The sequence below is a fragment of the Chlorogloeopsis sp. ULAP02 genome (assembly GCF_038404745.2).
Taxonomy (GTDB): Bacteria; Cyanobacteriota; Cyanobacteriia; order Cyanobacteriales; family Nostocaceae; genus Chlorogloeopsis.
In genome coordinates this window covers 127,478-152,140 of record NZ_JAYKTT020000002.1, presented here as the reverse complement: position 1 = coordinate 152,140, position 24,663 = coordinate 127,478, and the positions used below count along the sequence as shown (strand labels likewise).

Sequence of the window (24,663 nt, the reverse complement as noted above, 5' to 3'; positions counted from 1 at the left end):
ATAAACCCCTCATTTTTACTCCTACGAGATACCGACAAATCTTAGAAAGGTGCAGGGCAAGCCGCAGTTGTTTTGGAAGAAGCGCGTTGCGGCATCTCAGTAGCAGTAGAATCGTAGGCTGTGAGGACTACATCGCCTTTGTTGTTGAACACCCATCCTTGCGCGGGGACAACTTGTTTTGTATTGGTAGTAGAAGAAATTGTCGGTTGGTTGATGGTTGCACTTTGATAACTGTTGCTAGTGATAGCAGGTTGTACTAAATCAACCCGAACATTGTCGCTGCTCAAGCTTTCGTTAGGGCTAGGTGGTAAACCACCACGTCCAGTGATGATAAATTCACTACCACCAATTTTTTGACAGGGGTTTTGAGCGATCTGATCTTGGGGATCTACGACAGTCTCTGGTAATTCTACTAAACCCTTACTGGGGTCAACTTCTGGGGTGTTGAGGCTGACAGTGCCACCGACACCAAGTTCGGAACTGGCAGTAATATCACTCAATGGAGTCAGGCGATCGCGTGGTTCAATGCCAAAGATAGACTCTGCTTGGATATCGACGCTACCTCCGCTACCAGTGAACGCGTTTGCTGTGATATCGCTATTTTCCTTTGGGAAAGCAACGAGGAAGCCTGTGTCAATGTTGACATTACCGCCATCGCCAGCATTTTGCTGTCTACCAGCAGTCGCAGATATTAGACTGTTACGACGCAGTAACAATAAATCTTTGATATCTAAATTAATGTTGCCACCTGTGGTGCTACCGCTTTCAGCTGTGATTGTTCCGCGATCAAGCGTAAGATTATCAGCCACAAGTGTTATATTACCAGCCTCTCCCGTACCAGCGCTTGTTGCTGTGATCGTTCCACCATCTTTAATTGTGACTTGTTCGGGATCGATGAAAATGTCTCCCCCTTTTCCTGTAGAACCAGGGGCTGTGTTAGCAAATATCCCACTTTCAGCCCCTTGATTATCTCGTCTATTTCTAGGTCGCTGATTAAAGTTAGGGTCACTACCAGAGATGATAATGTTGTCAGAAATTTTCAGGGTGATATCTCCGGCACGTCCACTGCTGAAAGTAGTTGTGAGTAATTGTCCACCACCAGTAGCTGTAAAGGTTTTAGCTTTAATAGTGATGTTACCTCCATCACCAGTATTAGACGTTAATGCATTTACTACCGCACCGTCCGCTATGCGAAAATCACCGGTGGTAACGGTAATATCTCCCGCAGCTTGAGGTTGGGTTGCGATTGTTCCTCTTTCCGCGCTGGCAAACAATCCACTTGAGAATCCAGTTGTATCAACGCCAGAAATGTCGATAAAATCCGTAGTATTGATATCGATGTCTCCCGCTTTTCCTTTTCCACCTGGTAAACCATCTTCTTCACGGAAAACCGCGGCCTGTATTTGAGCACCTTCTGTAAGGGTAAGCGATCGCCCTTTAATGTTGATATCACCGCCAAGCCCTTCCCCTTGCTGCCCCACATTGCTCACAATGTAGCTGGAGTTAGCAAGTTTAATAGCGCCGTCAACATTTACTAATATATTGCCTGCATCTCCTAGACCAAAAGTCGCAGTAGAAATGAGGCTAGAATCATTCATTGATAATGATCCAGCAAAAATATTGATGTTGCCACCCTTACCTTCTGCTCCTGTATTGATTGAACTGAATATTCCACTACGGAAAAAACCCGAATTACCTGCAAGGTCGATGGTACTATACCCAGAAAACAAGACATCACCACTAGCTTTTATGGTGATATCACCAGCATTACCCTTACCAGAACGCACTAAAGTTTGCACTTGAGAACCATCACTCAGAGTAAGATTTCTGGCAACAACATTAATTTTGCCGGCATTGCCTTGAGTAATTACAGAGTTTCCTGCATTTGCCTCGACTGTACTGAAGACGAAACTACCATTGGTAAGGGAGATATTTCCATTTTCAGCTTGCAAGGTAACGTTACCAGCGTTTCCAAAACCTTTGGTAAAAGCTTGTATGACTGACTTATCTATAGAGATAGTATCAAGAGCATCAATCGATATATCCCCAGCATTAATTGGCTCATTTGCAGAAGCGCTTACACTCTCATTGGTGGTACTTAAAGTAGAACTTTGGATGCTAACAACTTTGGGAGAAGAAGTTGTGCCAATCGTAATATTACCTGCATTTCCTTGCCCAGTAGAGGCAGCTGACAAAGTTGAGTTGTTAACAGAGATAGAATCAATGGCCTTAACTTTAATATTCCCAGCATTTCCTTGTCCACCCGTGGAAGTAAATAATTGAGTATTAGATAAGAACAATGATCGCGTGTCGATTACTATTTCAGCACCATTCCCTTTGCCTGATGTTCCAACAAAACTGGTTACTCCAGTAGTAGCTCCCTGTAATCCCTGCAAGAAGACTTTATCTTTAGCTGTAATGCTTACCCTTCCTGCATCTCCTTCCCCGTTAGTTGCAGAACCGATCAGAAAATTACCACTGGCTTCTAGACTTCCCACATTGATAACTATATTTCCTGCATTTCCTGGTTCTGAGATGTTTGAGGGTGAGAAATTGCCACTTGTGTTAATAATGGCGCTAAGAGAGTTGCTTATTCCCTCTATTCTCACCTTATCTGTTGCATCGATTCTAATATCACCTGCTTGGGCATCGGGTGTGCCTAATCCCACTTGTATTCCAGCGAAAAGGTCACTTCCCCCCAGCAGATCTAAATTCCGGGCATTAATTGCAATATCGCCTCTACCGCCAGCAACTACAGAAGCGATCGCCTCATTTGTAAACGATACATCGCCTCGTGCTACACCATCAGGAAAACTCAGGCTACCATCATTATTTATTCCAACTGTTCCTGCTGTTGATAATCCGCCTACCTCAATTCGTCCTCCAGGCGCAAAAAGAATTCCTCCATCTAAACGGACGTTACCGCCCACCAGTGCCAACGTTTTTCCTGGTTCCACTGAAAGAAAACTACGAACAATACTGTCGCCCACTACAGAACGATTAGTAGTGATGTTCTCAGGATTATCCCGAAACCGCAAACCCACAGGAATATTCACAGTCAACACAGATGCTGGCGGGTTGGCAGCACTAAATTCAACTCCATTGTCAAATACTATACTACTGGCTGTACTGCCAAAAAACGAACCACCCAAAACTAATTGAGCATTCGGCCCAAAGTTTATTCCGTTGGGATTTATCAAAAACAGATTTGCTGTACCTAAAGCAAAATTAGTATCCAGAACACCCAGTATTCCCTGAATATTTGAGGGATTGCCACCAGTAACTCGCGTCAGAATATTGGTAATACCATTAGGATTGGAAAAATAGGCTGCTCTGTTTTCACCAACATTAAATTCTTGAAAACTGTGAAACAAATTTGAGCCGCGAGTAGCACCACCATTAATGATGTCAATATTAGTATTCAGGGGACTTACCGTTGAACTTTCATTACCTAGACTCTGATCTGGAGTAAGTTGTGCTTTTGCAGAAAAGATAGGTGCAATATTTACTAGGATTGCTAGGGATAGAGTGGTAAGAAATAGCGACCAAGATGGTTTCATAATCAATATATTTAAAATTCAAAATGTTTTTGCTCTTGCAAATTCAATCGCGATCGCACTTCTGCGCTCAAGCATTGCAGATCCCCCTAAATCCCCCTTAAAAAGGGGGACTTTAAGAGGAATTCGTTGCCTTCTTTAAAAGGGAGACTTTAAGAAGTTCATTGCCCTGCTTGTTAAGGGAGACTTTAAGAAGTTCCTTACCCCCCTTACTAAGGGGGGTTGGGGGGATCAAATACCTGCGGTGCAACTTTATAGAACTTGTGTATAAACGGTAGTCTTACCAGAGCAAGGGATATCCGATCGCACGTGGTGAGGTTTTTCATGCCTAGCAGTAAAACTTGTTTCATGGGGACTGTTTGAAAATTTCCTAAAAAGGACTGTAATTAATGGAAAAATACAATCCTTGTTCTTGTAAGGTTCGATCGCTGTCGTCTGCACTGACAAGAGGAATGCCGTAGTCAAGACGGGCGTTAAAATTGTTACCCATTTGCCACAGTAATCCCACGCCTGCACCGATTAATGTATTGGGATCTAGATCGGGGCTAGGACTATCGGAACTGTTCCAGCCCACACCAAAATCCACAAAGGGTACTACTTGTAGTAGCCCTTGCACTTCATTTACCCGCAACACAGGAAATCTCACTTCTGCTGAGGTAAAAAAGCCACTATCGGTCAAAAGCCTATCTTGTCGATAACCACGAACACTTTGCAGCCCTCCTAGTGCAAATTGTTCTAATGGTACGAGGGGTCTAGTTGCTAGCTGCAAATCTGAGCGCAATACTAGCAAGGTATCTGGTGCTAGCAATCGCACATACTGTCCTTGCCCGCGCCAAGAGAAATAGCGACTATCGGGGGGATCTTCGTTGACAGTGGCATTAAACCAACCAACTCCTAAACTAAGTTGCGATCGCACAGCAAAAACTTGTTGCGGATTGCGCTGTGTATATTCCTGGATAAATCGCAGTGCAGAGATGCGCGTTTCTCCGTTATCTTCTGCGCCCGCAGATAATGGAAAATCTTCCCCTAGTAGTTTGGTTTGACTTTGTTGGCGAGAAAAGGTTAAACCCAGTGCTAGTTCTTGGGTGGGAGTTTGAAAAATCGGTTGACGCACACCTAAATCTAGGTAAAAAGAGTCACCAGTAATATCAATGCGATCAAAGGGTGGTTCTATGACATCTGTATCTGTTATGCCTCCAGCTATTGTAATAGTTCCATTGCGAGGATTAAATGGTAGTGTATAGCTCAGATCATAGGTGTTGCTCCCGTCGGTATTGGTGTATTGGAAGTTAAAGCGATCGCCCAAACCAGATAAATTACCTTCGTTAAGAACGATACCCCTGCGAAAACTGCCAACACTGGGAACACGTCCGTTATCTACAAAAAATTCTGTTCTAAAAGAGTCTGTTTCTTGAACTGCGACTTCCAGTAAACTTAGTTCTGGACGCGATCCCGCAGATAACTCAGCAGAAAGATTTTTAATTAGAGGGTTAAGTTGTAATAGTTGTAGTGCCTCTAAAAGACGATCGCGATTTAAAGGTTTAGAAGTGGCAAGGGCGATACGACTGCGTATATAGCTAGGGTTCAACCGCCTCGTACCTGTTACTTTAATATCTTCTATTCCACCTTCGACAATTTGAATTTTGACAATCGCCCCTTCTTTTGATAGAGTTTGATTCGCTGGAATTACAGCACCAGAATTGATATAGCCCGCATCAGTGTAAAGATTGGTAATAATATTTTCAACTTGTAGGAGTTCGGTAAAGGAGAGTGGGCGGTTCAAGAAATTAGCTGTTGCTTCACTTAACTTTTTGTCGCTAAATGCTGTATTCCCTTCAAACTCAAATTTTTTAATGGTGACACTTCCAGGAATTTCAGGGCGCGGTGTAGATTCTATGGGTGGAGGAGGAGTTTGTTCTAAAGGAGGTGTTGGTGATGGTTGTGGTGTCGGAATGGGTTGTACTGGTGGAGGTGGTGTGGGAGTAATAGGATTGGGAAGTTGCGCCACAACCCAAGTCGGTGCTGTACTATTTTGAGTAGGAGTTAAAATCTGGTAATTATGACCTAAAAAATTATTTTCGTTCCTGTTTCCTACTACTAGATCCTGACTATTTCTATTTTGTACAGCAATTAAGCTGTTCTTATCTTTTTTGACTTTGATCTGCATCTGGCTATTTGTATTATCAACTTTAGCAAATAAGCCTTTAACTTTGAGAGGCTCAGTCGCTAAGTTAACAGCCAAAGTTTTGCCAGCATAGAAGGATATTAATACCTTCAAAGTCAACAAAGAAATGGTTAAACTTAGTTTCAAAGATTGCCTGTACATTAAAAGGAATTAATTTTTATTAATCTCAATATTTTTAATAAAAGTAACATTAATATAGTTTGTAGTAACTGTCAATTTAAGTTGAAATAAAATGTAATACTTAAATGTAGATAGGCAGGTGAGTAATGAGCGATTTTTGTCAACAAATAAACACATTACTTTAAATAAAATGTAAGGAATGTATAATAAAATGACAGAAGTGCAAAAACAATTATTATGTAGTCGCTACCAAATTCTCAGAGAATTAGGAAGAGGTGGGTTTGGGATAACTTATCTTGCCAAAGATGTACTATCTAACTTTTTATGCGCCATAAAAAAGCTAGATCCTCTCAGTGCCGATATTGAAACAGCCAAAAAATTATTTCATAGAGAAGTTAATATATTAAATAATTTACAAGCCAATAAACTTATTCCTAAGTTTTTTAATTATTTTGAGGAAGAAGGTAATTTTTATCTAGTTGAAGAATATATAGAAGGTTTACCTTTGACTGAACTCCTTGACGAACAATGGACAGAGCAAGAGGTTCTTAATTTTTTGCGACAAATTCTTGATGTTCTTGCATCACTGCATAGAAGAAATATTATTCATCGAGATGTCAAACCATCCAATTTAATTGTCAGGAGTGAAAATAAACAATTTGTCTTAATTGATTTTGGTTCTGTAAAACAAGTTGATATTAGTTACCCATCTTTCCAATCACCGCATACGCAAACAATGATTGGAACTCCTGGATACGCTCCTCCAGAACAAATGGCAGGAAAACCACGTTTTAACAGTGACATCTATTCATTAGGTTTAACAGCAATCCAGCTACTTACTAAAATGCATCCCAGAGAATTGAGACGGGATGATGAAGACAAAATTGTATGGACTCATGAGTTTGTTATTAATAACTCTTTAGCTGGAATTTTAACAAAAATGGTTTATAACAATCCTGAGCGACGCTACCAGTCTGTAGAAGAGGTTGTTAACGATTTGGGTAAAACCCAAATTAGCCCACCATTGACTCAGCCACCAACTTTTCAAACCTCAGAAACTCAAAGAAAAAAATCAACAAGTTTACAAAATATCAAACTTTGGCATATTTCTATCTTCTTAGCAGCAATAGCAATTATAGTAACCTGTGTAGAATTATTTAATCCTTTTTTGCGACCACTATATTTAACATATCAAGCTAATAGTTTACTCGATCAACACCAAGCTGGTGCAGCGCTGGAAAAATTTAATCACTTAAAAGAAATTCAACCAAATTCTGCTGAAGCGTGGAAAGGAAGAGGAGATGCTCTGTTTGTCTTAGGGCGAGATTCGGCAGCGCTAGATTCTTATAATAAAGCGATTTCTCTGCAACCACAAGATAAAAAAATATTGAATAAAATTTTAATTAATAAAGGTAAGTTGTTATATAGACAGCAAAAATACCAAGAAGCCTCAAATATTTATGACAAAGTACTCACTAATGACCATAATAATCCTGAAGCTTTAAGTGGAAAAGGTTTATCTTTGTTAGCATTGGGTCAAAAGAAAGAAGCTTTAGAATATCTAGAGCAAGTGAGGCAAATTAAACCCGATGATCCAAGATTTTGGCAGGAAATAGGTTATACTGTCGAACAATTACAAGGACGACAAGCTGCAAGAATATATTTTGATGAAGCGTTGTCATCCTATGATGATCTGCTTAAAATTAGACGAAATAATCCGATTATTTGGACGGATAGAGGAACGATACTACTGAAATTAAATCGTCCGCAAGAAGCTCTTGATTCTTATGAAGAAGCTCTCAAAATAGATCGTGATTTCTATGAAGCTTTAGTTGGTAAAGGTAATGCGTTGAGTGCTTTAGGACAACCGAGTAAAGCACTTTTTGCTTTTAGGCAAGCTAGTGAAGTACGCCCGCAAGATCATACGGTTTGGTATAATCAAGGACTTTTACTGACACAAACCTTAAAAAATCATGAGGAAGCTTTAAAGGCTTTTGAACAAGCGATCGCCCAGAAAAAAGATTTTTATCCTGCTTGGGTGAATAAATCCTTAGTGCTACTAGAATTAGGACGCAACAATGAAGCACTAGCTGCTATTGACGAGGCTAAAAACTTGCAACCTCAAGATCCAGATGTTTGGGATATTCGAGGAGATATATTAAAAGAATTAGGAAATACCAAAGAAGCAAGCAATTCTTATAATACGTCTCAAAAATTGAGAGCTGCTTTAGAACAGCCTTAATTAGGGAACGGGGAACTCTTAACAGGGAGCAGGTGAAGAGGTATTTTTATGTATTCTGGTAAACGGAGTTCAGCAAGGGCTACTTATTCCTGAAAATTATTTTAGGAAGGAGTGCATAAAACAACAATTGCAAATCTATAAATTTAAGGAACAATAAAAATAATCAACGACTGTTTGATGGAGTGTGATCGCTTTTGTTGCTTCTAAGTTCTTCTAGACAGCAGACAGAATCAGTTTTTTACCTACCTGCACTCTTGCGCGGAGCAACTTGGTGCAAGTAGCCGCTCCCCGTCTACTGCCATCTGCCCTCTACTTATCTTGATATGTCTCCAGTTAGCGTCGGTACAAGTCGCTCAAATCAAACTCAACCAACAGTATTACCCAAACTGTGGATATTGCTGGTGGGTGTAAACCAATATCAAGATAAGCAGCTCCCGTGTCTGCGCTATTCAGCAATGGATTGTCAGGGATTAGCAGAAGCTTTAGCAAGTGCAACAAAGCAATTTTTTGAGAAAGAGGTGATCACTTATCACGATTTTGCTTTAGAAAAACCCTTATTAGAATCAGTTCATCACAAATTAGAGCAAATCACCACACTAGCCCAGTCACAAGATACAATTCTCTTCTATTTTTCGGGACATGGAATGCTCGCTCCTACAACTCAACAAGCATTCTTGTGTCTGATGGATACTCAAAAAGATAATTTAGAAAACACAGGTTTACCTTTACAAGATATTTTGCAACTTTTGAACCAATGTTCTGCACATCAGCAATTAGTGTGGTTGGATGCTTGCCATAGTGGTGGAATGACACTTAGGGGAGCAACCATAGTAGAGCCACTACTAAATCCCTCGCGTCAGCTTGTGGAAGTATTGCAGCAGCGTGCCGCCCAAAGTCAAGGATTTTATGCCTTACTTTCGTGCGATGCAGATCAGCAATCCTGGGAGTTTCCCGAATTAGAGCATGGCGTCTTCACTTATTTTTTAATCCGGGGATTGCAGAGTGAAGCAGCAGATGCGCATGGAGTGATTTCTGCCGACGGACTATATAAATATGTTTATCACCAAACTCTGCAATACATAGATAAAACCAATCAGCAACTGCGACTAATTAATCAACAAAAACGAGGTAAAGGAGATACACAACTTTTGAGTGAATATCCTTTACAAACTCCTAAACGGATTGTAGAAGGAGTGGGGGAACTGATTTTAGGTTCTCTACCAGCAGTTGTAGAATCAACTCCTCAACGGCAAGCACTAATAGTGGAGGGAATTAGTAGCAGTCAGTTTACACTTGCTTTTAGTAAAGAATTACGTGGTGCAGGTGGATTTGAGTTAGAGTATTTAATTCCAAGCAAAACTACTGGCAAAAATGTTCGTGCAGCAATTCAAAATTGTTTAGTTTCTCAAAATCCACATCAACACTACAAAAGTGAAACGCCAGCAACAGTATTATTATATTTGCATGGGCGATTAGAGGAAACTCCAGCCGCAGAAGCTGCTCTAGTATTGTCAGAAGATATTTGGATCAGCCGCTCTTGGTTGCGACAACAGTTACGTCGTTCCCAGGTTGCCCAACAAATTATCATCTTAGATTGTCCTGGTGTAGAGACACACCATGATACGTTGTTACAAGATTGGGTAGAAGATTTGCAAATAGAATCTGAAAAAGGACAGTGTATTATTGCTGCCGTCTCCCCTGATTACGAGTCAGAACAATTTGCTCAAGCACTTGTTAATACCCTCAAAACTGCCTCTCAAACTGCTGGCTTATCTGTGGCAGGTTGGATTACTCAACTACAAGTATCTTTGGCTGCCCAGACGCGAAATTTTGTGTCTCTACCCTTACACATTTGGCTATCAGGCACAAAAGGTATGATTGAAATTATCCCTGCAACTACGGGAACACGCAGCAAAAGCGCAACCTTAGATTTAAACATTTGTCCTTACCAAGGATTACGAGCTTTTGGCGAAGAAGATGCACAGTATTTCTATGGTAGAGAAAATTTAACCCAGCAATTAATCAATCATCTGGCTCATGCATCTTTCCTTGCCGTAGTGGGAGCTTCTGGTAGCGGGAAATCCTCTGTTGTGCAAGCAGGTTTAGTTGCTCAGTTGCGACTTGGCAAACATCTCCCCGGTAGCGATCGCTGGTGGATTAAATATCTGCGCCCCGGTTCCCATCCCTTGGAAGCTCTAGCGCGACAACTTGCAAAAGACACAGATATAGATAGGTGCGGTGACTCTTCCAAAGACGCACAGACAAATGAGAGCAAGAAGATAACCAAAGGAGAAAAAGGGAGAGAACGTGATTCACACCTCCCCGCGTCCTCTTCTTTCCCCACCTCCCCGCGTCCCCACCTCCCCGCGTCCTCTTCTCATCTCATCCTTGAGGAAATGCTCTACCAGGGAGTAGAAGGCTTTGTCTACTGGATACGTAGACGATTGGAGCCGATGGTGGTTTTGGTGATAGATCAGTTTGAAGAACTTTTTACTCTTGCCTGTTGTGAAGACAGGCAAAAATTTTTAGAACTGATGTTGGGGGCGCTAGAGTATGCCAGCGACAAGTTTAAATTGGTGATTACATTACGGGCTGATTTTATTGCTTCCTGTTTAGAATCACCCCCACTAGCAAAGCTATTGCAACAGTCGAGTGTCTTAGTGCCACCAAAGTTGAGTAAAGAAGATTATCGGCGAGCGATCGCTACTCCCGCAGAGCAAGTCGGTTTAAAAGTTGAGTCAGGGCTAGTGGAAGTTCTGTTACACGAGTTGAACCACTCTGCTGGAGATTTACCACTGTTGGAATTTGTACTAGAGCAGATATGGGAACACCGCCAAGAGGGCGAATTAACTCTAGCAGCATATCAGCAGTATCTTGGTGGCATGGCAGGAGCATTAGAACGTAAAGCACAAGCAGTTTACGAGAATTTGGATGACTTAGCCAAAGAGTGTACTCGCTGGATATTTCTATCGCTGACGCAGTTGGGAGAAGGTAAAGAAGATACCAGGCGGCGAGTGCGCAAATCAGATTTAGTTGTGAAAAAATATCCACCTGAATTGGTGGAAAGAACCCTCGCAGCATTAATCGCCGCCAAGCTTGTAGTCGTGAATTTAGAAAATGAGGCAGAATGGGGAGCAGAGGTAGAGAGTGAAAATGTCCCCGTGTCTCCACCTCCCCTTGTCCCCCCCTCCTCTTCAGGGGTGACAATTGAAGTAGCTCACGAAACCCTGATCCGCCATTGGTCAACTTTGCGTTGGTGGCTAGAAGAAAATCGTAGTAGATTAAGATTACAACGCCACATTGAACAAGCCGCGCAACTATGGAAGCAAAACGGTAAGCAATCTGATTTTTTATTGCAAGGTGTGCGTTTAGCAGAAGCAGAAGAAATTTACATCAAGTATACTGACGAATTATCTGGGGATGTCCAAACCTTTATCGCCGCTTGTTTAGAGGCAAAGCAAAGAAAACAGCTAGAACAAAAAAAGCGACTTAGACAAGCGCAAACAGCAGTAGCAGTTATTAGTGTTTTGGGAATTGCAGCAACAGGCTTCGGAGGCTTGGCTTACCTTAAACAACAAGCTGCACAAATTAGAGAAATATCTGCTTTAAATGCATCATCGGAAGCATTACTTTTTTCTCATCAACAGTTAGAAGCGCTTGTTGCTAGTATCAAAGCTGGCAGGCAATTTCAACAAGTTATTGCACCTACCAAAGATACTCGTCTAGAAACTATAGCTACTCTCCAGCAAGCTGTTTTTCAAACTCAAGAGCTTAACCGTTTGCAAAGTCACACTCAAAAAGTTAATGCTATCAGTTTTAGTCTAGATGGTAAATTTCTTGCCTCAGCTAGCGATGACAATACTATAAAAATTTGGGGACAAGATGGTAAACTGACTACTACTTTTCCAAGACAGCAAGACCGAATTACGGCTATTGCTTTTAGTCCTGATGGAAAATTTATCGCCGCTGCTAATGTAGATAAAACTATTAAAATATTTTCTATAGATGGTGAAGAAATTAATATTTTTAGAGGACATACTGGAATAGTGACTGATGTAAGTTTCAGTCCAGATGGCAAAATTATTGCTTCTGCCAGTCGCGATCGCACCGTGAAGCTCTGGCGCAGAGATGGCAGTTTAATCAAGGCATGGAACGCTCATAAAGGTTGGGTGAATACATTAAATTTCAGTCCTGATGGTAAAATTCTCATTTCTGGTGGTGAAGATAATTTAGTAAAACTTTGGCATCTGGCAGGTATAGAAACGCGATTCATCGCCTCTCTACAATTAACCCTGCAAGGACACAAAGACAGAGTAACTCGTGTCAAATTTAGTTCCAATGGTCAAAATATTGCTTCTGCTAGTGCTGATAAAACTATTAAAATATGGAACTTTGACGGTAATTTACTAAAAACGTTTGAAGGTCATAGAGAGCAAGTCAACAGTATTAGTTTTAGCTCTAATAGTCAATTTTTAGCTTCAGTCGCAGATGATGGCAGTATAATAATATGGAATTTAGATGGTAGCTTATTAGCAAATATTAAAGGTCATGATATTCAAGCAACAGATATAATATTTAGTCCCAATAATCAAATTCTTGCTTCTGCTAGTGCTGATAAAACTATTAAAGTATGGAAATTTTCCAGTAATATATCAACATCAAATCAAACTAAGTCAGTTTCTAGTGTTAGTTTCAGCCCTAATAGTAGAAATATCGCCTCCACGGGTTGGGATGGAAAAATAAAAATTTGGCAATTTGATCATATTATAGATTTACATATACTCAAAGAATTCCAAGGACATCAAAATAAAATTACCAGTGTTAGTTTTAATCCTGATGCGAAAATATTAGCAACGGCTAGCTCAGACAAAACAATTAGAATTTGGGATATAAAAAATACCAACTTAATCAGAAAATTAATAGGACATCAAAATAAAATTACCAGCATTAGTTTTAGTCCAGATGGTAAATTGCTAGCTTCTGGTAGTGCGGATAAAACAGTAAAGCTTTGGCGGATAGCTGATGGGCAATTATTACACACACTCAAGGGACACGATGATAAAGTAACAAGTGTCAATTTCAGCTCAGATGGTAAACTGCTAGCTTCTGGTAGCCAGGATAATACAATTAAACTGTGGAATTTAGATGGCACGTTGATAAAAAATTTAAGTGGGCATGGAAACGCGATCGCCCACCTTACTTTTAGTCCCTATGGTAAATTTCTCGCTTCTGCAAGCAGGGATAATACAATCAAAATTTGGCAAATTCCAGAAGGTAAGTTAGTCAATACGCTCACAGGACATAAAAATGGTGTTACAAGCCTGAGTTTTCATCCAGCTGGGCAAATCCTAGCTTCTGGCAGTGCCGATAGCACCATCAAGTTATGGAATACTAACGATGGTACTTCAATTAAAACGCTACTAGGTCATCCTGGAAAGATTAATAGCCTCAGCTTTAGTGCCGACGGCAAAAAACTCGTGACTGGTGGTGAAGATGCTGGTGTGATGCTGTGGAATTTTGATTTAGAAGATTTAATGCGGCAAGGATGTGCAAGGCTAGAGAATTATTTAGAAAATAATCTTAATGTCAAAGAAGGCGATCGCGCTATTTGCAAGAAATAATCACAAGTTACTTTTGAGTGCGGGTAGTGTCAGCAGCAGAGATGAGGGAGGACAGATTTGGATCTGGAAACAGTACTAGAATATACTTCTGACGCCATCACCACCCTTGATCAAGAGTGGAAATATACACATGTTAATCATAGTGCGGAACTGCTACTGCGCCGTAAACAGTCAGAATTGCTTGGTCGTTCACTCTGGGAAGTTTTTCCAGAAGTGATAAATACTACAGCAGAAATGCAGCTACGCTACGCAGCAGAAAATGGTGTTTCAGTTAAATTCGAGCAGTTCCTTCCAAGTCTTTACGGTTGGCATGAAGTCCGGGCTGTACCAACTGAAAATGGGTTAATACTATTTAGTCGGGATATATCTGATCGCGTTCGAGTGCTTCGTGACGAAGCTGTACGCGCCGAAATCCGCAACATTCTTGAATATGCACCCATAGCGATCGCCATTATGCGCGGAAAAGAGCACCGCTTCGAGATGCTAAATGTAATGTTTCAAAAGTTAATAGGAGAGCGTAATGTTGAGGGGCTAACAGTGCGAAATGCCCTTCGGGAATTGGAAGGGCAAGGTTTTTTTGAGTTGCTTGATCGGGTGTATATGAGTGGGAAGCCCTATGAAGGTAAAGAGATGCTCGCCCGTTATGATCGGACTGGGACAGGGGTTATGTATGAAGGCTGGTTTAATATTAGTTATCAGCCTCTGTTCGATACAAACGGTCAAGTATCTGGCATTTTAAGTTTATACGTCGAAGTGACCGAACAAGTTCTTGAGCGAAGGCGCATTGCACGGATTGCGGCAGAGCGCGACGCAATTCTGCAACAACTGATCGAAGGAGTGATCGTTACCGATGCCAAAGGTTGCATCACCTTTGTAAATGAGGCTGCATCTCAGCTTCATGGAGTCGCCACGCTGAACGTCTCCCCCGAAGACTATACCGAGACATATCACCTCTATACAGAGGACGGCAACCCCTACCCTCCCTCTGAGCTTCCCCTCAGCCGTGCTGTACTTAGAGACGAAATCGTCACTGAAGCACGCTGGCGCATTCGTCGCCCAGATGGTACTGAAGCGCTTGTGGTTGGCAATGCTCGACCGATTTATGATGAGCAAGGAGTAAAAATCGCGGCAGTACTGACTATTCGAGAACTAGAAAGTGGATATTGGAGTTCTGTTTGATTTATTAGAATTCTACTCGAAAAACTAGATCCCCAACTTCTCTTAGAAGTCGAGGATCTATAACACGACTTACGCACAAGTTGTAGAATAATAAACCGCAGAGAAGCCAGTGCGCCCTTACGGGTGAAAAGACTTGTAGCAACTGGCGCGACGCAGTAAAAATGGAGTCAAAAGGATTTGAGAGGAATTTTGCGTAAGTCCTATATAAAATATTCTGTTGAAAAAATTGCTGGCATAGTTAATCACTATTGGCAGTTTCCCTACTTTTGAAACTGCCTCAGCATTTAGACATAGTAAAATTTTCTACCTTTATTGGGACGCTAATAAATAACTGAACATGATAGTGTAGCAATAGAGGCATGGTAGGCAGTATTAAGTATATCAATCAGGAATATTTAAACTAAAAGCAAGTTTTTAGTTACGGTTGCATTGTTGATAAGCAAAAATAATAAGTGATCGCACGTACAGGGATGGCGACAACAGCTGTGCTGTTGTCGCAGTGGCTCCGTCGCCAGCACAAAATCCAGAAGATTTTTTGTCCCCGCCGTGTACGCATAGCGATCACAATCTCTACAATGACTGCTCTCACTATGAAGTGCGGCTTTTTTCCGCTTCAAAGGTATGATTCGTTAAGTAAAGTATTATCTAGGTTTATACAGATATGACACAAACAATTTCAATCAATAACAATCAAAAATTGATTATTGAACCTCTTTCCATGCCATCTCGCCTCTTGCTGGGGCCTGGCCCTTCAAATGCTCATCCTGCAATTCTACAGGCTATGAATACCCCTCCCGTAGGACATCTCGATCCAGCATTTTTTGGAGTTATGGATGAGATTCAATCCCTACTGCGTTACGTCTGGCAAACGGAAAACTCCCTAACCATTGCTACGAGCGGTACAGGAACATCTGCAATGGAAGCAACAATTGCCAATGTCACAGAACCAGGTGATGTGGTGTTGGTAGGTGTAATCGGTTACTTTGGCAATCGTCTTATTGATATGGCTGGACGATATGGTGCAGATGTACGTACCATTACAAAACCCTGGGGACAAGTTTTTTCGTTGGATGAGTTGCGAACTGCTGTTGAAACTCACCGTCCAGCGATTTTAGCTTTAGTTCATGCTGAAACTTCTACAGGCGCTCGCCAACCCTTGGAAGGAGTGGGTGAACTGTGCCGTGAATTTGGGTGTTTGCTGCTATTAGATACAGTGACAAGTTTAGGTGGTGTCCCCATATTTTTGGATGAGTGGGGAGTCGATCTAGCTTATAGCTGTAGTCAGAAAGGCTTGAGTTGTCCGCCTGGTGCTTCTCCTTTTACCATGAGTTCCCGTGCATGGGAGAAACTACAAAAGCGTCGCACCAAAGTAGCTAACTTCTATTTAGACATGACATTGTTAAGCAAATATTGGGGTAGCGATCGCATCTATCACCACACAGCACCAATTAATATGTACTATGCACTGCGCGAAGCATTGCGCTTGCTTGCCGAAGAGGGCATAGAAAACTCTTGGCAGCGTCATCAACAGAATGTAGAGTATCTCTGGCAGCAATTGGAAGACTTAGGACTAAGCTTGCACGTTGAAAAAGAATATCGCTTACCAACACTGACTACAGTTCGGATTCCCGACGGAGTTGATGGTAAAGCGATCGCGCGTCAGTTGCTCTTAGAATACGGCATTGAGATTGGTGGTGGGCTTGGCGAACTGGCTGGTAAAGTCTGGCGGATTGGACTGATGGGTTTTAATAGCCGTAAAGAAAATGTGGATCGACTCGTAGCAGCACTGCGGCAAGTTTTACCCAAGTAATTTCGTTTCTCAAAAACATGGCTAAAAAATAATGTTTTAGAAATCGACCACAGATAGACACAGATAAACACAGATAAATCATCCGTGTGCATCTGTGTTTATCTGCGGAAAGTTTGTAGACGCTTTGCGGCTACGCGCAGCGTCCCGGAGGGAACTTCAAAGCTTTCCAAGACAGTGTTCGTTATCATCATAAAATTCTTTAGGTGCAGCTAAGGTAAGTTCGGCTAATTCATATTAGGCGTGAATTAGTATAAAATGTGCGGCTAATATAATAGCGAGCGCGGATTTACAAAAACTGCGCTCGTTTCTCCTTCTGTCTAAGCTAGACTGAAAATAGCAGGAAACCAGACGGCAAGACTGCGATTATTTAAGATATTAAGCAGTTCATCCGGCCAAAACTCAATTATTTTCGGCTATTAATTCATGCTGCATCGCTTCTCAAAACAAGGCGTGATTTGTATCACCCAACCAAATCATGCTTGGCTTTCAGGACAACTAGCACAAGCTTGGGGCAATGAAACATTTGGTCAGCTTTTTCCAAGAAAAGAAGTTTGTTTGGGCGCAGAACAACACGACATCGGTTGGTTAAACTGGGAACAATCACCAACACTCAATCCACAAACAGGCTACCCCCACAGTTTTAAAGAACTTAGCACTCAAGTACATATAAGTATTTGGTCAGGTGCTAGCAAATCTGCGCTTCCTCTAGGTAGATATGCAGCACTGCTAGTCTCGCTACATGGCACAAGATTATACGAAAAATACACCAGTTGGCAAAATTCATCCACATCAGCTCAAATTGTCCAGGATTTTTTACAACATGAATATGCCTTTCAAAATAAAATCATTGCGATTTTGAAAAATGATGAATACTACGCACCTTACGTAACACCAGAAGTCATTGAACGTAATAGAAAGCTAGTTGCAACTTGGGATGCGCTTTCAATTATTTGCTGTCAAGGATTAAGTGATGACGAGGAAGTTACTAAAGTGCCGACGATTGATGGTGAAACAACATTAAAACTAAGCTTGATAGAAGAGAATGATTACCATCAGTGTATAGCAATATATCCCTGGCCATTTCAGCAAGATGAAGTTACAGTATTTTATGAAGGACGGCTTTTGTGGCAGCCTTTTAGTGATGAGCAAGCGATGCGAGAAGCTTTGATGGGAGATTGTTGGGTGAGTCTTAGTACTACGTTGAAGGCAGAGTAATACCAAGTTCGGTGTTAGGGGTTGATGCGGGGACGCAAAAACGCGGAGAAATTTCTATGATGACGAATTAAGGTTTGGACGTACTTTTGCCCTTACAAGCACAACGGTGATGTTGTCATGTCCATTGTAATTGTTTGCCAAATCAATTAAGTTTCGGATGCCATCTTCTAAATTCACCCCTGAACTAAGTAAGGGAAGTAGATGAGTCTGCCAATGAGTTTCTAGTAAATTATTATCTGATAAACCATCTGAAGTCAGGACAAACAGGCTATCTTCAGATATTTCAAAAAATGTAACATCAGGAATGATAAAGTTTTCATCTCGCGGGCCAAGAGCTTGGGTAAGTTGGTAAGCATCAGGACGGGCATAAGCGACGCTAGGTTCTACTCCACGGGAAATTTCCCGTTGACCTACTTCGTGATCCACGGTTAATTGTTCCAGACCTCCCTTGCGAGTTACGCGGTAGAGGCGGCTATCGCCGACATGAGCTACAGCCGCTTGAGTATTTTGAATTAAGAGCATTACTAGGGTAGTACCCATGCGGCCAATACCAGAACGGGCATCTTGCTGATTGACATCGTAAATTGCCTGATTGGTTTGCCTTACGGCCTCAAGAATTTGGTCTTCTGTAGGTAATTCGTTAGTAATCCAGTGAGTTTTAAAGTATTGTCGTACAGTATTTACTGCCAAAGCACTGGCTACCTCACCACCAGCGTGTCCCCCCATGCCATCGCAAAGAATATATAAAGCACGTGCTTGTACGTTGTCGCGGCTATTGGGAAATTCTAGGTTGTTAATTTTGGTGTCAATGCCAAAGTCGTCTTCGTTATGATGCCTTTGCCGTCCAACATCAGTGAGTCCAGCATGTTCTAGGCTGATTAACTGCATTGGCAGCATCACTGTTGGTAGGTCATCACTTTTTCTGGCAATGTCTTCTTCTGGTTCATCTAGTTGTAGGATTGTAGGGTAGATAGTAAAAAATTTTTGCTGATTAACAGCTTTACTACCTGTGCCTAAATCTGATTCAATGGAAGCTATATCTTCATCCCTAAGTAGTAAAATTTGCTGTAAACGCTTCAGTTCCTCGCGTGTTTGCTGACTGAGAATTCCTTCATGCTGAAGTGCCTCAGTTAGTGCTTCTTCGTATTCTTGTAAATTTCGTTGACGTTCACGGTAAGGTTCCAGTACTTCGTTCTCAATTTGTATTGCATCCTCGGCTGATACTCCCAGTTCACTTTGCCGACGTTTGAGAATTCGGCGACCTACTAAAAAAATTTGACCCTCTCGAACACATCGTTCAACTTCCTTCCGATACTCCACCTTCGGATCGCCTTTTGGAGCTTTCGCCAACTGGATTTTATAACCTTCTCTCACGGCAAAAATCCCTGGCTTCATAGCTGGTGCTGCTTCCTGCACTTTCTTGCGGGCATACTCGTGCAACTCATCTACAGAAATTACACCATCGTTATCTGTATCAGCTGCACCTTTCTCAATTCCTTCTACAAGATAGCGGGTATAAACCGATAATTCCGATCCCTGTTGCTCAAAAGAATACTGAGTGGCAGTGGAAGAAGTGAGAACCGCCCTTCCTTCAACTTCCTCTGGATTTTTGGTTTCTACCAGTTGGTTCTTAATATCCAAACTGCCATCATCTTTCGCCCTCATGCCTTCACCAAAAGCGCCACTAAAGCAACAGTCAAGAATAATTACTTGCTTTCGTGAACGACTATTTTCCATCACATCATGGATAAGGTTGGCAGCAGTTGCACTCGTTTTAACCAGTTCTCCCTGATTATTTTTGCGAGTTTGGCGAGTTGCTAGGTAAAGCCTGCCAATGTCATCTTTAATGCCGTAACCTGAAAAAAATAACAGTACTAAATCATCCCTGCGGCGACTAGAAAAAATCGCCTCAATCGCCTCTTCCATTGCTTGCCGTTGGGGATTTTCCAGCACTTTAATATCTGCCTCAGCAAAACCGCCCATATCTGGATGCTGTAAGACTCGCTGTATAGCTTTGATATCTTGAACAGCCGCAGGCAACGGGTTTAAACTAGGCTCATCGTACTCACTCACCCCAATCAGCAAAGCAACTTTCGCCATTTACCTACCTTACTTGTTGTTGAGAAATTCTTGGGCTTTTTGCATAGCAAATTCAAACTCTTCTTTACTACTTGCTTCTACGTTCAGTTCTCTACCATCAGGGGCTTTCACGGTCATTTTAATTGGTTTGTTGTTCAAGCGATCGCCCAAAAATCCAAACAATTTCTTGATATTTGCCGTACTGACTTCAGCCATCAGCAGTCCACTCAAAAAGCTGGCGATCGCTTTATTTCCCTCCGGTGGATTAGGATCGGGTACACGAGCAATTTCTTCGAGTTCATCTAGTTCTCGCATTTGTACTAATAGCTTTTTAACTTGCTCCTCTTTTTCTTCGTCGTTTAAGTCTGGATCGGCAAAGGCAATGATGAGTTTAATATTTGATGTAACTGCCATACTGCTGAATTTGTTCTCTAAGTTTAAGATACAGTATTTACACTGATCAGGTTTTACTTTATATAAATCATTGCAATAGCTGACAGTTACGCAAAACGGAGATTTTTATTTACTTGTTTCAAACTTTTCTTTCAAAAGAATATTGGCTAGCGATCGCACATAACTTAAACCACTGCTTCAACCACACCCAACTGATACCAATCCAAGCTGAGAATGCGACAGATACTTAGGTTGGATTGTAGCTCGCTTCCCCCAAGGGGTACGAATTCAACCAACGATTTTAATGATTTGAATGGTTGAAATTATCTAGAATGCTTATAGAACAAGCATTCAACGGAGAGAGAGGGATTCGAACCCTCGTTGAGGTTGCCCCCAAACAGCATTTCCAGTGCTGCGCCTTCAACCACTCGGCCATCTCTCCAGGCGTCACGATCTACTATCGTACAATAGGGTTCGACAAACTGCAATCAAATTTTATCCAAAATCCCAAATCCAAAATCAAAATGTCCCAGACACATACCGTTACAGTTCATGATCGCGCTAAAGGCACAAAATACACCTTAGAAGTTCCCGATGATCGCTACATTCTGCACAGTTGTGAAAAACAAGGGGTAGAATTGCCTTTTTCCTGTCGCAATGGCGCTTGTACGACTTGTGCCGTCAGAGTACTCAAGGGAGAAATTTATCAACCTGAAGCTGTTGGGCTATCCCTGGAGTTGCGCAACTCTGGTTATGCGCTGTTATGCGTCAGTTACGCCCGTTCTGACTTAGAAGTAGAGACACAAGACGAAGATGAAGTCTATGAACTCCAGTTTGGACGCTATTTCGGTAAAGGTAAAGTCAGGGCAGGTTTACCATTGGACGAAGAATAATAGGGAGTTGGTAGGGGCGGGTTTTTTAATTATCTTTTCGGTGAAGAATAAAAATTTATCTTCTAAACCCGCACGGCAGTCGCTACAACGCGGGGAACCCGACGCCAGTTGACGCCAGGTGCTACAACGCGGGGAACCCGCGCAACGCACTGGCTCCTTTATGCCGGGGAACCCGTCCACCCTTCGGGTTCAGCAGTCCCCCATCGCCGGAAACCGCCAAGACGGGGGCTGCTTCACCGCACTGGCTCCGCAACGCGCTGCCTCCCGTACAGTAGTTAGTGGTTAGTAGAATAACCAACAATTCACTACTATCTATTAACTACTAAAAAGTAATTCATGAATAAAATCGTTATCTTATCCTGCCTATTACTTATACTCGTAGGTTGTCAACTTCAAAATAAGCCTGAAGCAAAGGCACCGATGGAGGTAAAAGTAACACAAGTTGTCAGTGGGCAAACCATAGAAGTAATAGGGATAGGCGAGCAACCAAATATGATTTCTCAAGTGCGGTTGTTGGGTATCGATACCCCAGATTTGCAGCAGCGCCCTTGGGGTAATGCAGCCAGGGAACGCCTGCAAGAGCTAATTGGCGAACAACCTATCAAGCTGGAGTTTGATGTAGAAGTCAAAGATCAATTTGGGCGAACTCTGGCTTATGTGTGGAAAGATAAAGCGTTATTGAATGAACAGTTAACTAAAGAAGGATATGCCCTATTTGTAGCGCGATCGCCTAACCATAAATACGATCGCCGTCTTGAACGCGCTCAACAAAGAGCAAGACTTCTAGGGCTAGGCATTTGGAATCCAGAAAATCCTATGCGTTTTACTCCTGCTGAATTTCGCCGCCAGTATCGTTAGCACGGAGAGTCAGAGATAAGGGGACGCAAAGACACAAAGACACGGGGAATAGTAGACAATTGTACAGACGCGATTAATAGCGTCTCTGCCCACTAATCAATGTAGGGGTGGATTTTCACAACAATCTCTCTAGGATAACGAAATATCTAAATAAACCCGCCCCTACCAATGACAAATGACAAATGACTATTAACTACTGACTAATGACTAATCTGCAAATCTTCCTAGACATTGCTACAGAAGCGGCGCTAGCTGCTGGTGCGGTTTTGCAAGGTTACTTGGGTAAAGTAGAAGATGCCATTACCGAAAAAGGACGCCCTGGTGATTTAGTCACCGTTGCCGATCAAGCTTCAGAAGAAGTGATTTTGGAAGCTTTGCGCCGTCACTTTCCCGATCACGCCATACTTGCGGAAGAATCTGGGAAAATAGGAAATCAAGAAAATGAATTTCTTTGGGCGATTGATCCTTTGGATGGTACAACTAACTTTGCTCATCAATACCCATGTTTTACTGTATCCATCGGGTTGTTAATTGATGGTGTACCGCAAGTAGGTGTCATTTACTATCCTTTTCATGATGAGTTATTTCGTGCGGCACAAGGTTTGGGAGCGACACGCAACCGTCACCCGATCAGAATTTCAGAAACTTCTAAACTAAGTAAAAGTCTGCTAGTAACAGGATTTGCCTACGATCGCCGGGAAACATCTGATAACAACTACGCAGAATTTTGTCACTTCACTCATCTTACCCAGGGAGTCAGGCGCACTGGTGCAGCATCCCTCGACTTAGCTCACGTTGCCTGTGGACGTGTCGATGGCTACTGGGAACGGGGAATTTCTCCTTGGGATATTGTGGCGGGCATAATTATCTTACGGGAAGCAGGGGGTAAAGTTACCGCCTATGATGGCACTCCCATCAAACTTGAATCAGGTAGGATTCTGGCAACAAATGGCTATATTCACGACATTATGATTCGCGAACTTCAACAAGTTCTACCCTTGTCTGCTTGGAAGTAATTTGAGAGAACTCCCAAGACTGCACTGGCTCACTAGTAACTATTAGCTATTAACAACTAACCAGTGTACGGGCGGGTTTAGAAGATAAATTTTTGGTTCTAACCCAAAGTTAATCAATCAAACCCACCCCTACTACTAACCACTACCCACTATCCACTAACGATTGGACTCATATTGAATACATCTGTGCTTGGGTGTCACTTCGATGTTATATTTATTAAAATTAATTATCATCAAGCGACAAACTTTTATAACTATATATGACCATTACCCTAACGTGCGAAGAACTGGACGCAATCTGGGAAGAATCTATACAGAACAGCGTGTGCAGATCCAACTTGAATTCGGATGAGAAAGTTTATAAAATTCCCAAACTACTAGGTGAAGGTTATTCTCAAGAAATCCAGGTATATCCTGAAATTTACCTTTCGTTGTTGGATTATGAATATCGGGATGACGTATTAGAAAAGACTTCGACTAACGAGCATAAACTACATTTTGATGTTCTGCTTTCAGGGAAAATTACTATAGGTAATGGTCAATTTGGGGAAGGCTATACGCTGATTTGTGGTGGTGGAATTCAAAGGAAAACTATTGCAGAGGCTAAAAAAGGTCAACGAATTGTCCAGGTTAGTATGCATATACCCCACAACCTATTTGTAAATTTTTTCTCAGGGGAAAACGAAGCAGCGGATGCACAGTTGCGACATTTAGTCAATGAAAATGATTGGCAAACCATACTGTTTCCCAAAAGCACTCCAGCAATCCAGGGAGTGGCACAGCAAATTATTAACTGTCCTTTTCAAGGTGTGACAAAAAAGATTTATTTACATGGGAAAATATTTGAACTAATCGCCTTGCAGCTAGCTCCCATTTTAGAGAACGAGGTTAAAAAGCAGACAAAACCACGGCTCAAACCAGATACTGTGGCGCGAATTCATCATGCTAGGGATATTTTACACTGCCGCTTGCAAAATCCACCCTCATCGTTGGAATTAGCACAAAATATCGGGGTGAGTGAGAGAACTCTTAGACGAGGGTTTCGAGAAATATTTGATACAACTGTATTTGGCTATTTAATGCAAAGACGCATGGAAAAAGCACAGATACTTTTGCGAGAAGGAAATTGTAGTGTTGCAGAAGTAGCAAATCTTGTTGGTTATTCCCACTTGGGTTTATTTGCAACTGTATTTAAGCGTCAGTATGGTATCTCTCCCAGGGAATGTTTAATGGGGAAAAAGTCTTTGTCCGGATCGTGATCAAAATGCCGAATGTAGATTGATTTACCTAGAAACTGTTTTTTATACTTCTTTTCACTACAGTTAGTAATCTTTAGCAACAAGCTTGATTTTCTCCAAACTTTACCTACCCATAGCGCAATACGGTTCAGTTAACAGTAGCCAACACCTTAAAAGATGTGGTTATACAGAAAAAGTCTGCTTTTACAGGCTTGAGTGAGCTAGCGGGGATGAGGAGAAATTTACTTGTGTCGGTT

General features: G+C 41.8%; 14 protein-coding genes and 1 tRNA gene. 9 read left to right on the top strand and 6 right to left on the bottom strand.

What is annotated here, in order from left to right; genetic code table 11:
• Positions 1-41: 41 nt before the first annotated feature.
• Together U2718_RS02805 and U2718_RS02800 are read right to left on the bottom strand one after the other, a co-directional pair.
• Positions 42-3,560 (bottom strand): filamentous hemagglutinin N-terminal domain-containing protein, encoded by a 3,519-nt coding sequence (locus U2718_RS02805; RefSeq protein ID WP_341994863.1) that lies wholly within the window; start codon positions 3,558-3,560, stop codon positions 42-44.
• A gap of 367 nt (positions 3,561-3,927) precedes the next feature.
• Positions 3,928-5,883: a ShlB/FhaC/HecB family hemolysin secretion/activation protein gene (locus tag U2718_RS02800; RefSeq protein WP_341994861.1), complete on the bottom strand. Its 1,956-nt coding sequence runs from the start codon at positions 5,881-5,883 to the stop codon at positions 3,928-3,930.
• A 190-nt stretch (positions 5,884-6,073) separates the two neighbouring features.
• Between U2718_RS02800 and U2718_RS02795 the strand changes: the two genes are divergently transcribed.
• From U2718_RS02795 to U2718_RS02785, 3 genes are all read left to right on the top strand, one after another.
• Positions 6,074-8,104, top strand: a complete 2,031-nt coding sequence (locus tag U2718_RS02795) for a tetratricopeptide repeat protein (RefSeq protein WP_341994859.1) — start codon at positions 6,074-6,076, stop codon at positions 8,102-8,104.
• 323 nt (positions 8,105-8,427) lie between these two features.
• A complete protein-coding gene (locus U2718_RS02790) occupies positions 8,428-13,725 on the top strand; it encodes an eIF2A-related protein (RefSeq protein ID WP_341994857.1) in 5,298 nt (1,765 codons plus the stop codon).
• Between the two features lie 57 nt (positions 13,726-13,782).
• Positions 13,783-14,904, top strand: a complete 1,122-nt coding sequence (locus U2718_RS02785) for a PAS domain-containing protein (RefSeq protein ID WP_341994854.1) — start codon at positions 13,783-13,785, stop codon at positions 14,902-14,904.
• A gap of 418 nt (positions 14,905-15,322) precedes the next feature.
• On the opposite strand, the gene U2718_RS02780 is transcribed toward U2718_RS02785, so the two are convergent.
• Positions 15,323-15,493, bottom strand: a complete 171-nt coding sequence (locus tag U2718_RS02780; protein WP_341994853.1) for a hypothetical protein — start codon at positions 15,491-15,493, stop codon at positions 15,323-15,325.
• Between the two features lie 72 nt (positions 15,494-15,565).
• On the opposite strand from U2718_RS02780, the gene U2718_RS02775 reads away from it, so the two are divergent.
• The gene (locus U2718_RS02775; RefSeq protein WP_341994851.1) at positions 15,566-16,714 is read left to right on the top strand and encodes an alanine--glyoxylate aminotransferase family protein; all 1,149 of its coding nucleotides are present in this window, start codon (positions 15,566-15,568) and stop codon (positions 16,712-16,714) included.
• Positions 16,715-17,137: 423 nt separating this feature from the next.
• Positions 17,138-17,929, top strand: coding sequence for a DUF3891 family protein (locus U2718_RS02770; protein WP_341994849.1), 792 nt, complete (start codon positions 17,138-17,140; stop codon positions 17,927-17,929).
• Between the two features lie 54 nt (positions 17,930-17,983).
• Here the strand turns inward: U2718_RS02770 and U2718_RS02765 are convergent, their stop codons facing one another.
• The 3 genes from U2718_RS02765 to U2718_RS02755 all read right to left on the bottom strand — a co-directional run bounded on the left by U2718_RS02765 (position 17,984) and on the right by U2718_RS02755 (position 20,843).
• Positions 17,984-20,029: a serine/threonine phosphatase gene (locus U2718_RS02765; RefSeq protein WP_341994847.1), complete on the bottom strand. Its 2,046-nt coding sequence runs from the start codon at positions 20,027-20,029 to the stop codon at positions 17,984-17,986.
• Positions 20,030-20,038: 9 nt separating this feature from the next.
• Positions 20,039-20,422, bottom strand: coding sequence for a hypothetical protein (locus tag U2718_RS02760; protein WP_341994845.1), 384 nt, complete (start codon positions 20,420-20,422; stop codon positions 20,039-20,041).
• A gap of 334 nt (positions 20,423-20,756) precedes the next feature.
• Positions 20,757-20,843, bottom strand: a tRNA-Ser gene (locus tag U2718_RS02755).
• A gap of 82 nt (positions 20,844-20,925) precedes the next feature.
• Between U2718_RS02755 and U2718_RS02750 the strand changes: the two genes are divergently transcribed.
• The 4 genes from U2718_RS02750 to U2718_RS02735 all read left to right on the top strand — a co-directional run bounded on the left by U2718_RS02750 (position 20,926) and on the right by U2718_RS02735 (position 24,427).
• Positions 20,926-21,294, top strand: coding sequence for a 2Fe-2S iron-sulfur cluster-binding protein (locus U2718_RS02750; RefSeq protein WP_341994842.1), 369 nt, complete (start codon positions 20,926-20,928; stop codon positions 21,292-21,294).
• 336 nt (positions 21,295-21,630) lie between these two features.
• A complete protein-coding gene (locus U2718_RS02745) occupies positions 21,631-22,152 on the top strand; it encodes a thermonuclease family protein (RefSeq protein ID WP_341994840.1) in 522 nt (173 codons plus the stop codon).
• A gap of 203 nt (positions 22,153-22,355) precedes the next feature.
• Positions 22,356-23,168 carry an inositol monophosphatase family protein gene (locus U2718_RS02740; protein ID WP_341994838.1) on the top strand — a complete coding sequence of 271 codons (813 nt, stop codon included), beginning with the start codon at positions 22,356-22,358 and terminating at the stop codon, positions 23,166-23,168.
• Positions 23,169-23,506: 338 nt separating this feature from the next.
• Positions 23,507-24,427: a helix-turn-helix transcriptional regulator gene (locus U2718_RS02735; RefSeq protein ID WP_411813215.1), complete on the top strand. Its 921-nt coding sequence runs from the start codon at positions 23,507-23,509 to the stop codon at positions 24,425-24,427.
• Positions 24,428-24,663: the final 236 nt, after the last annotated feature.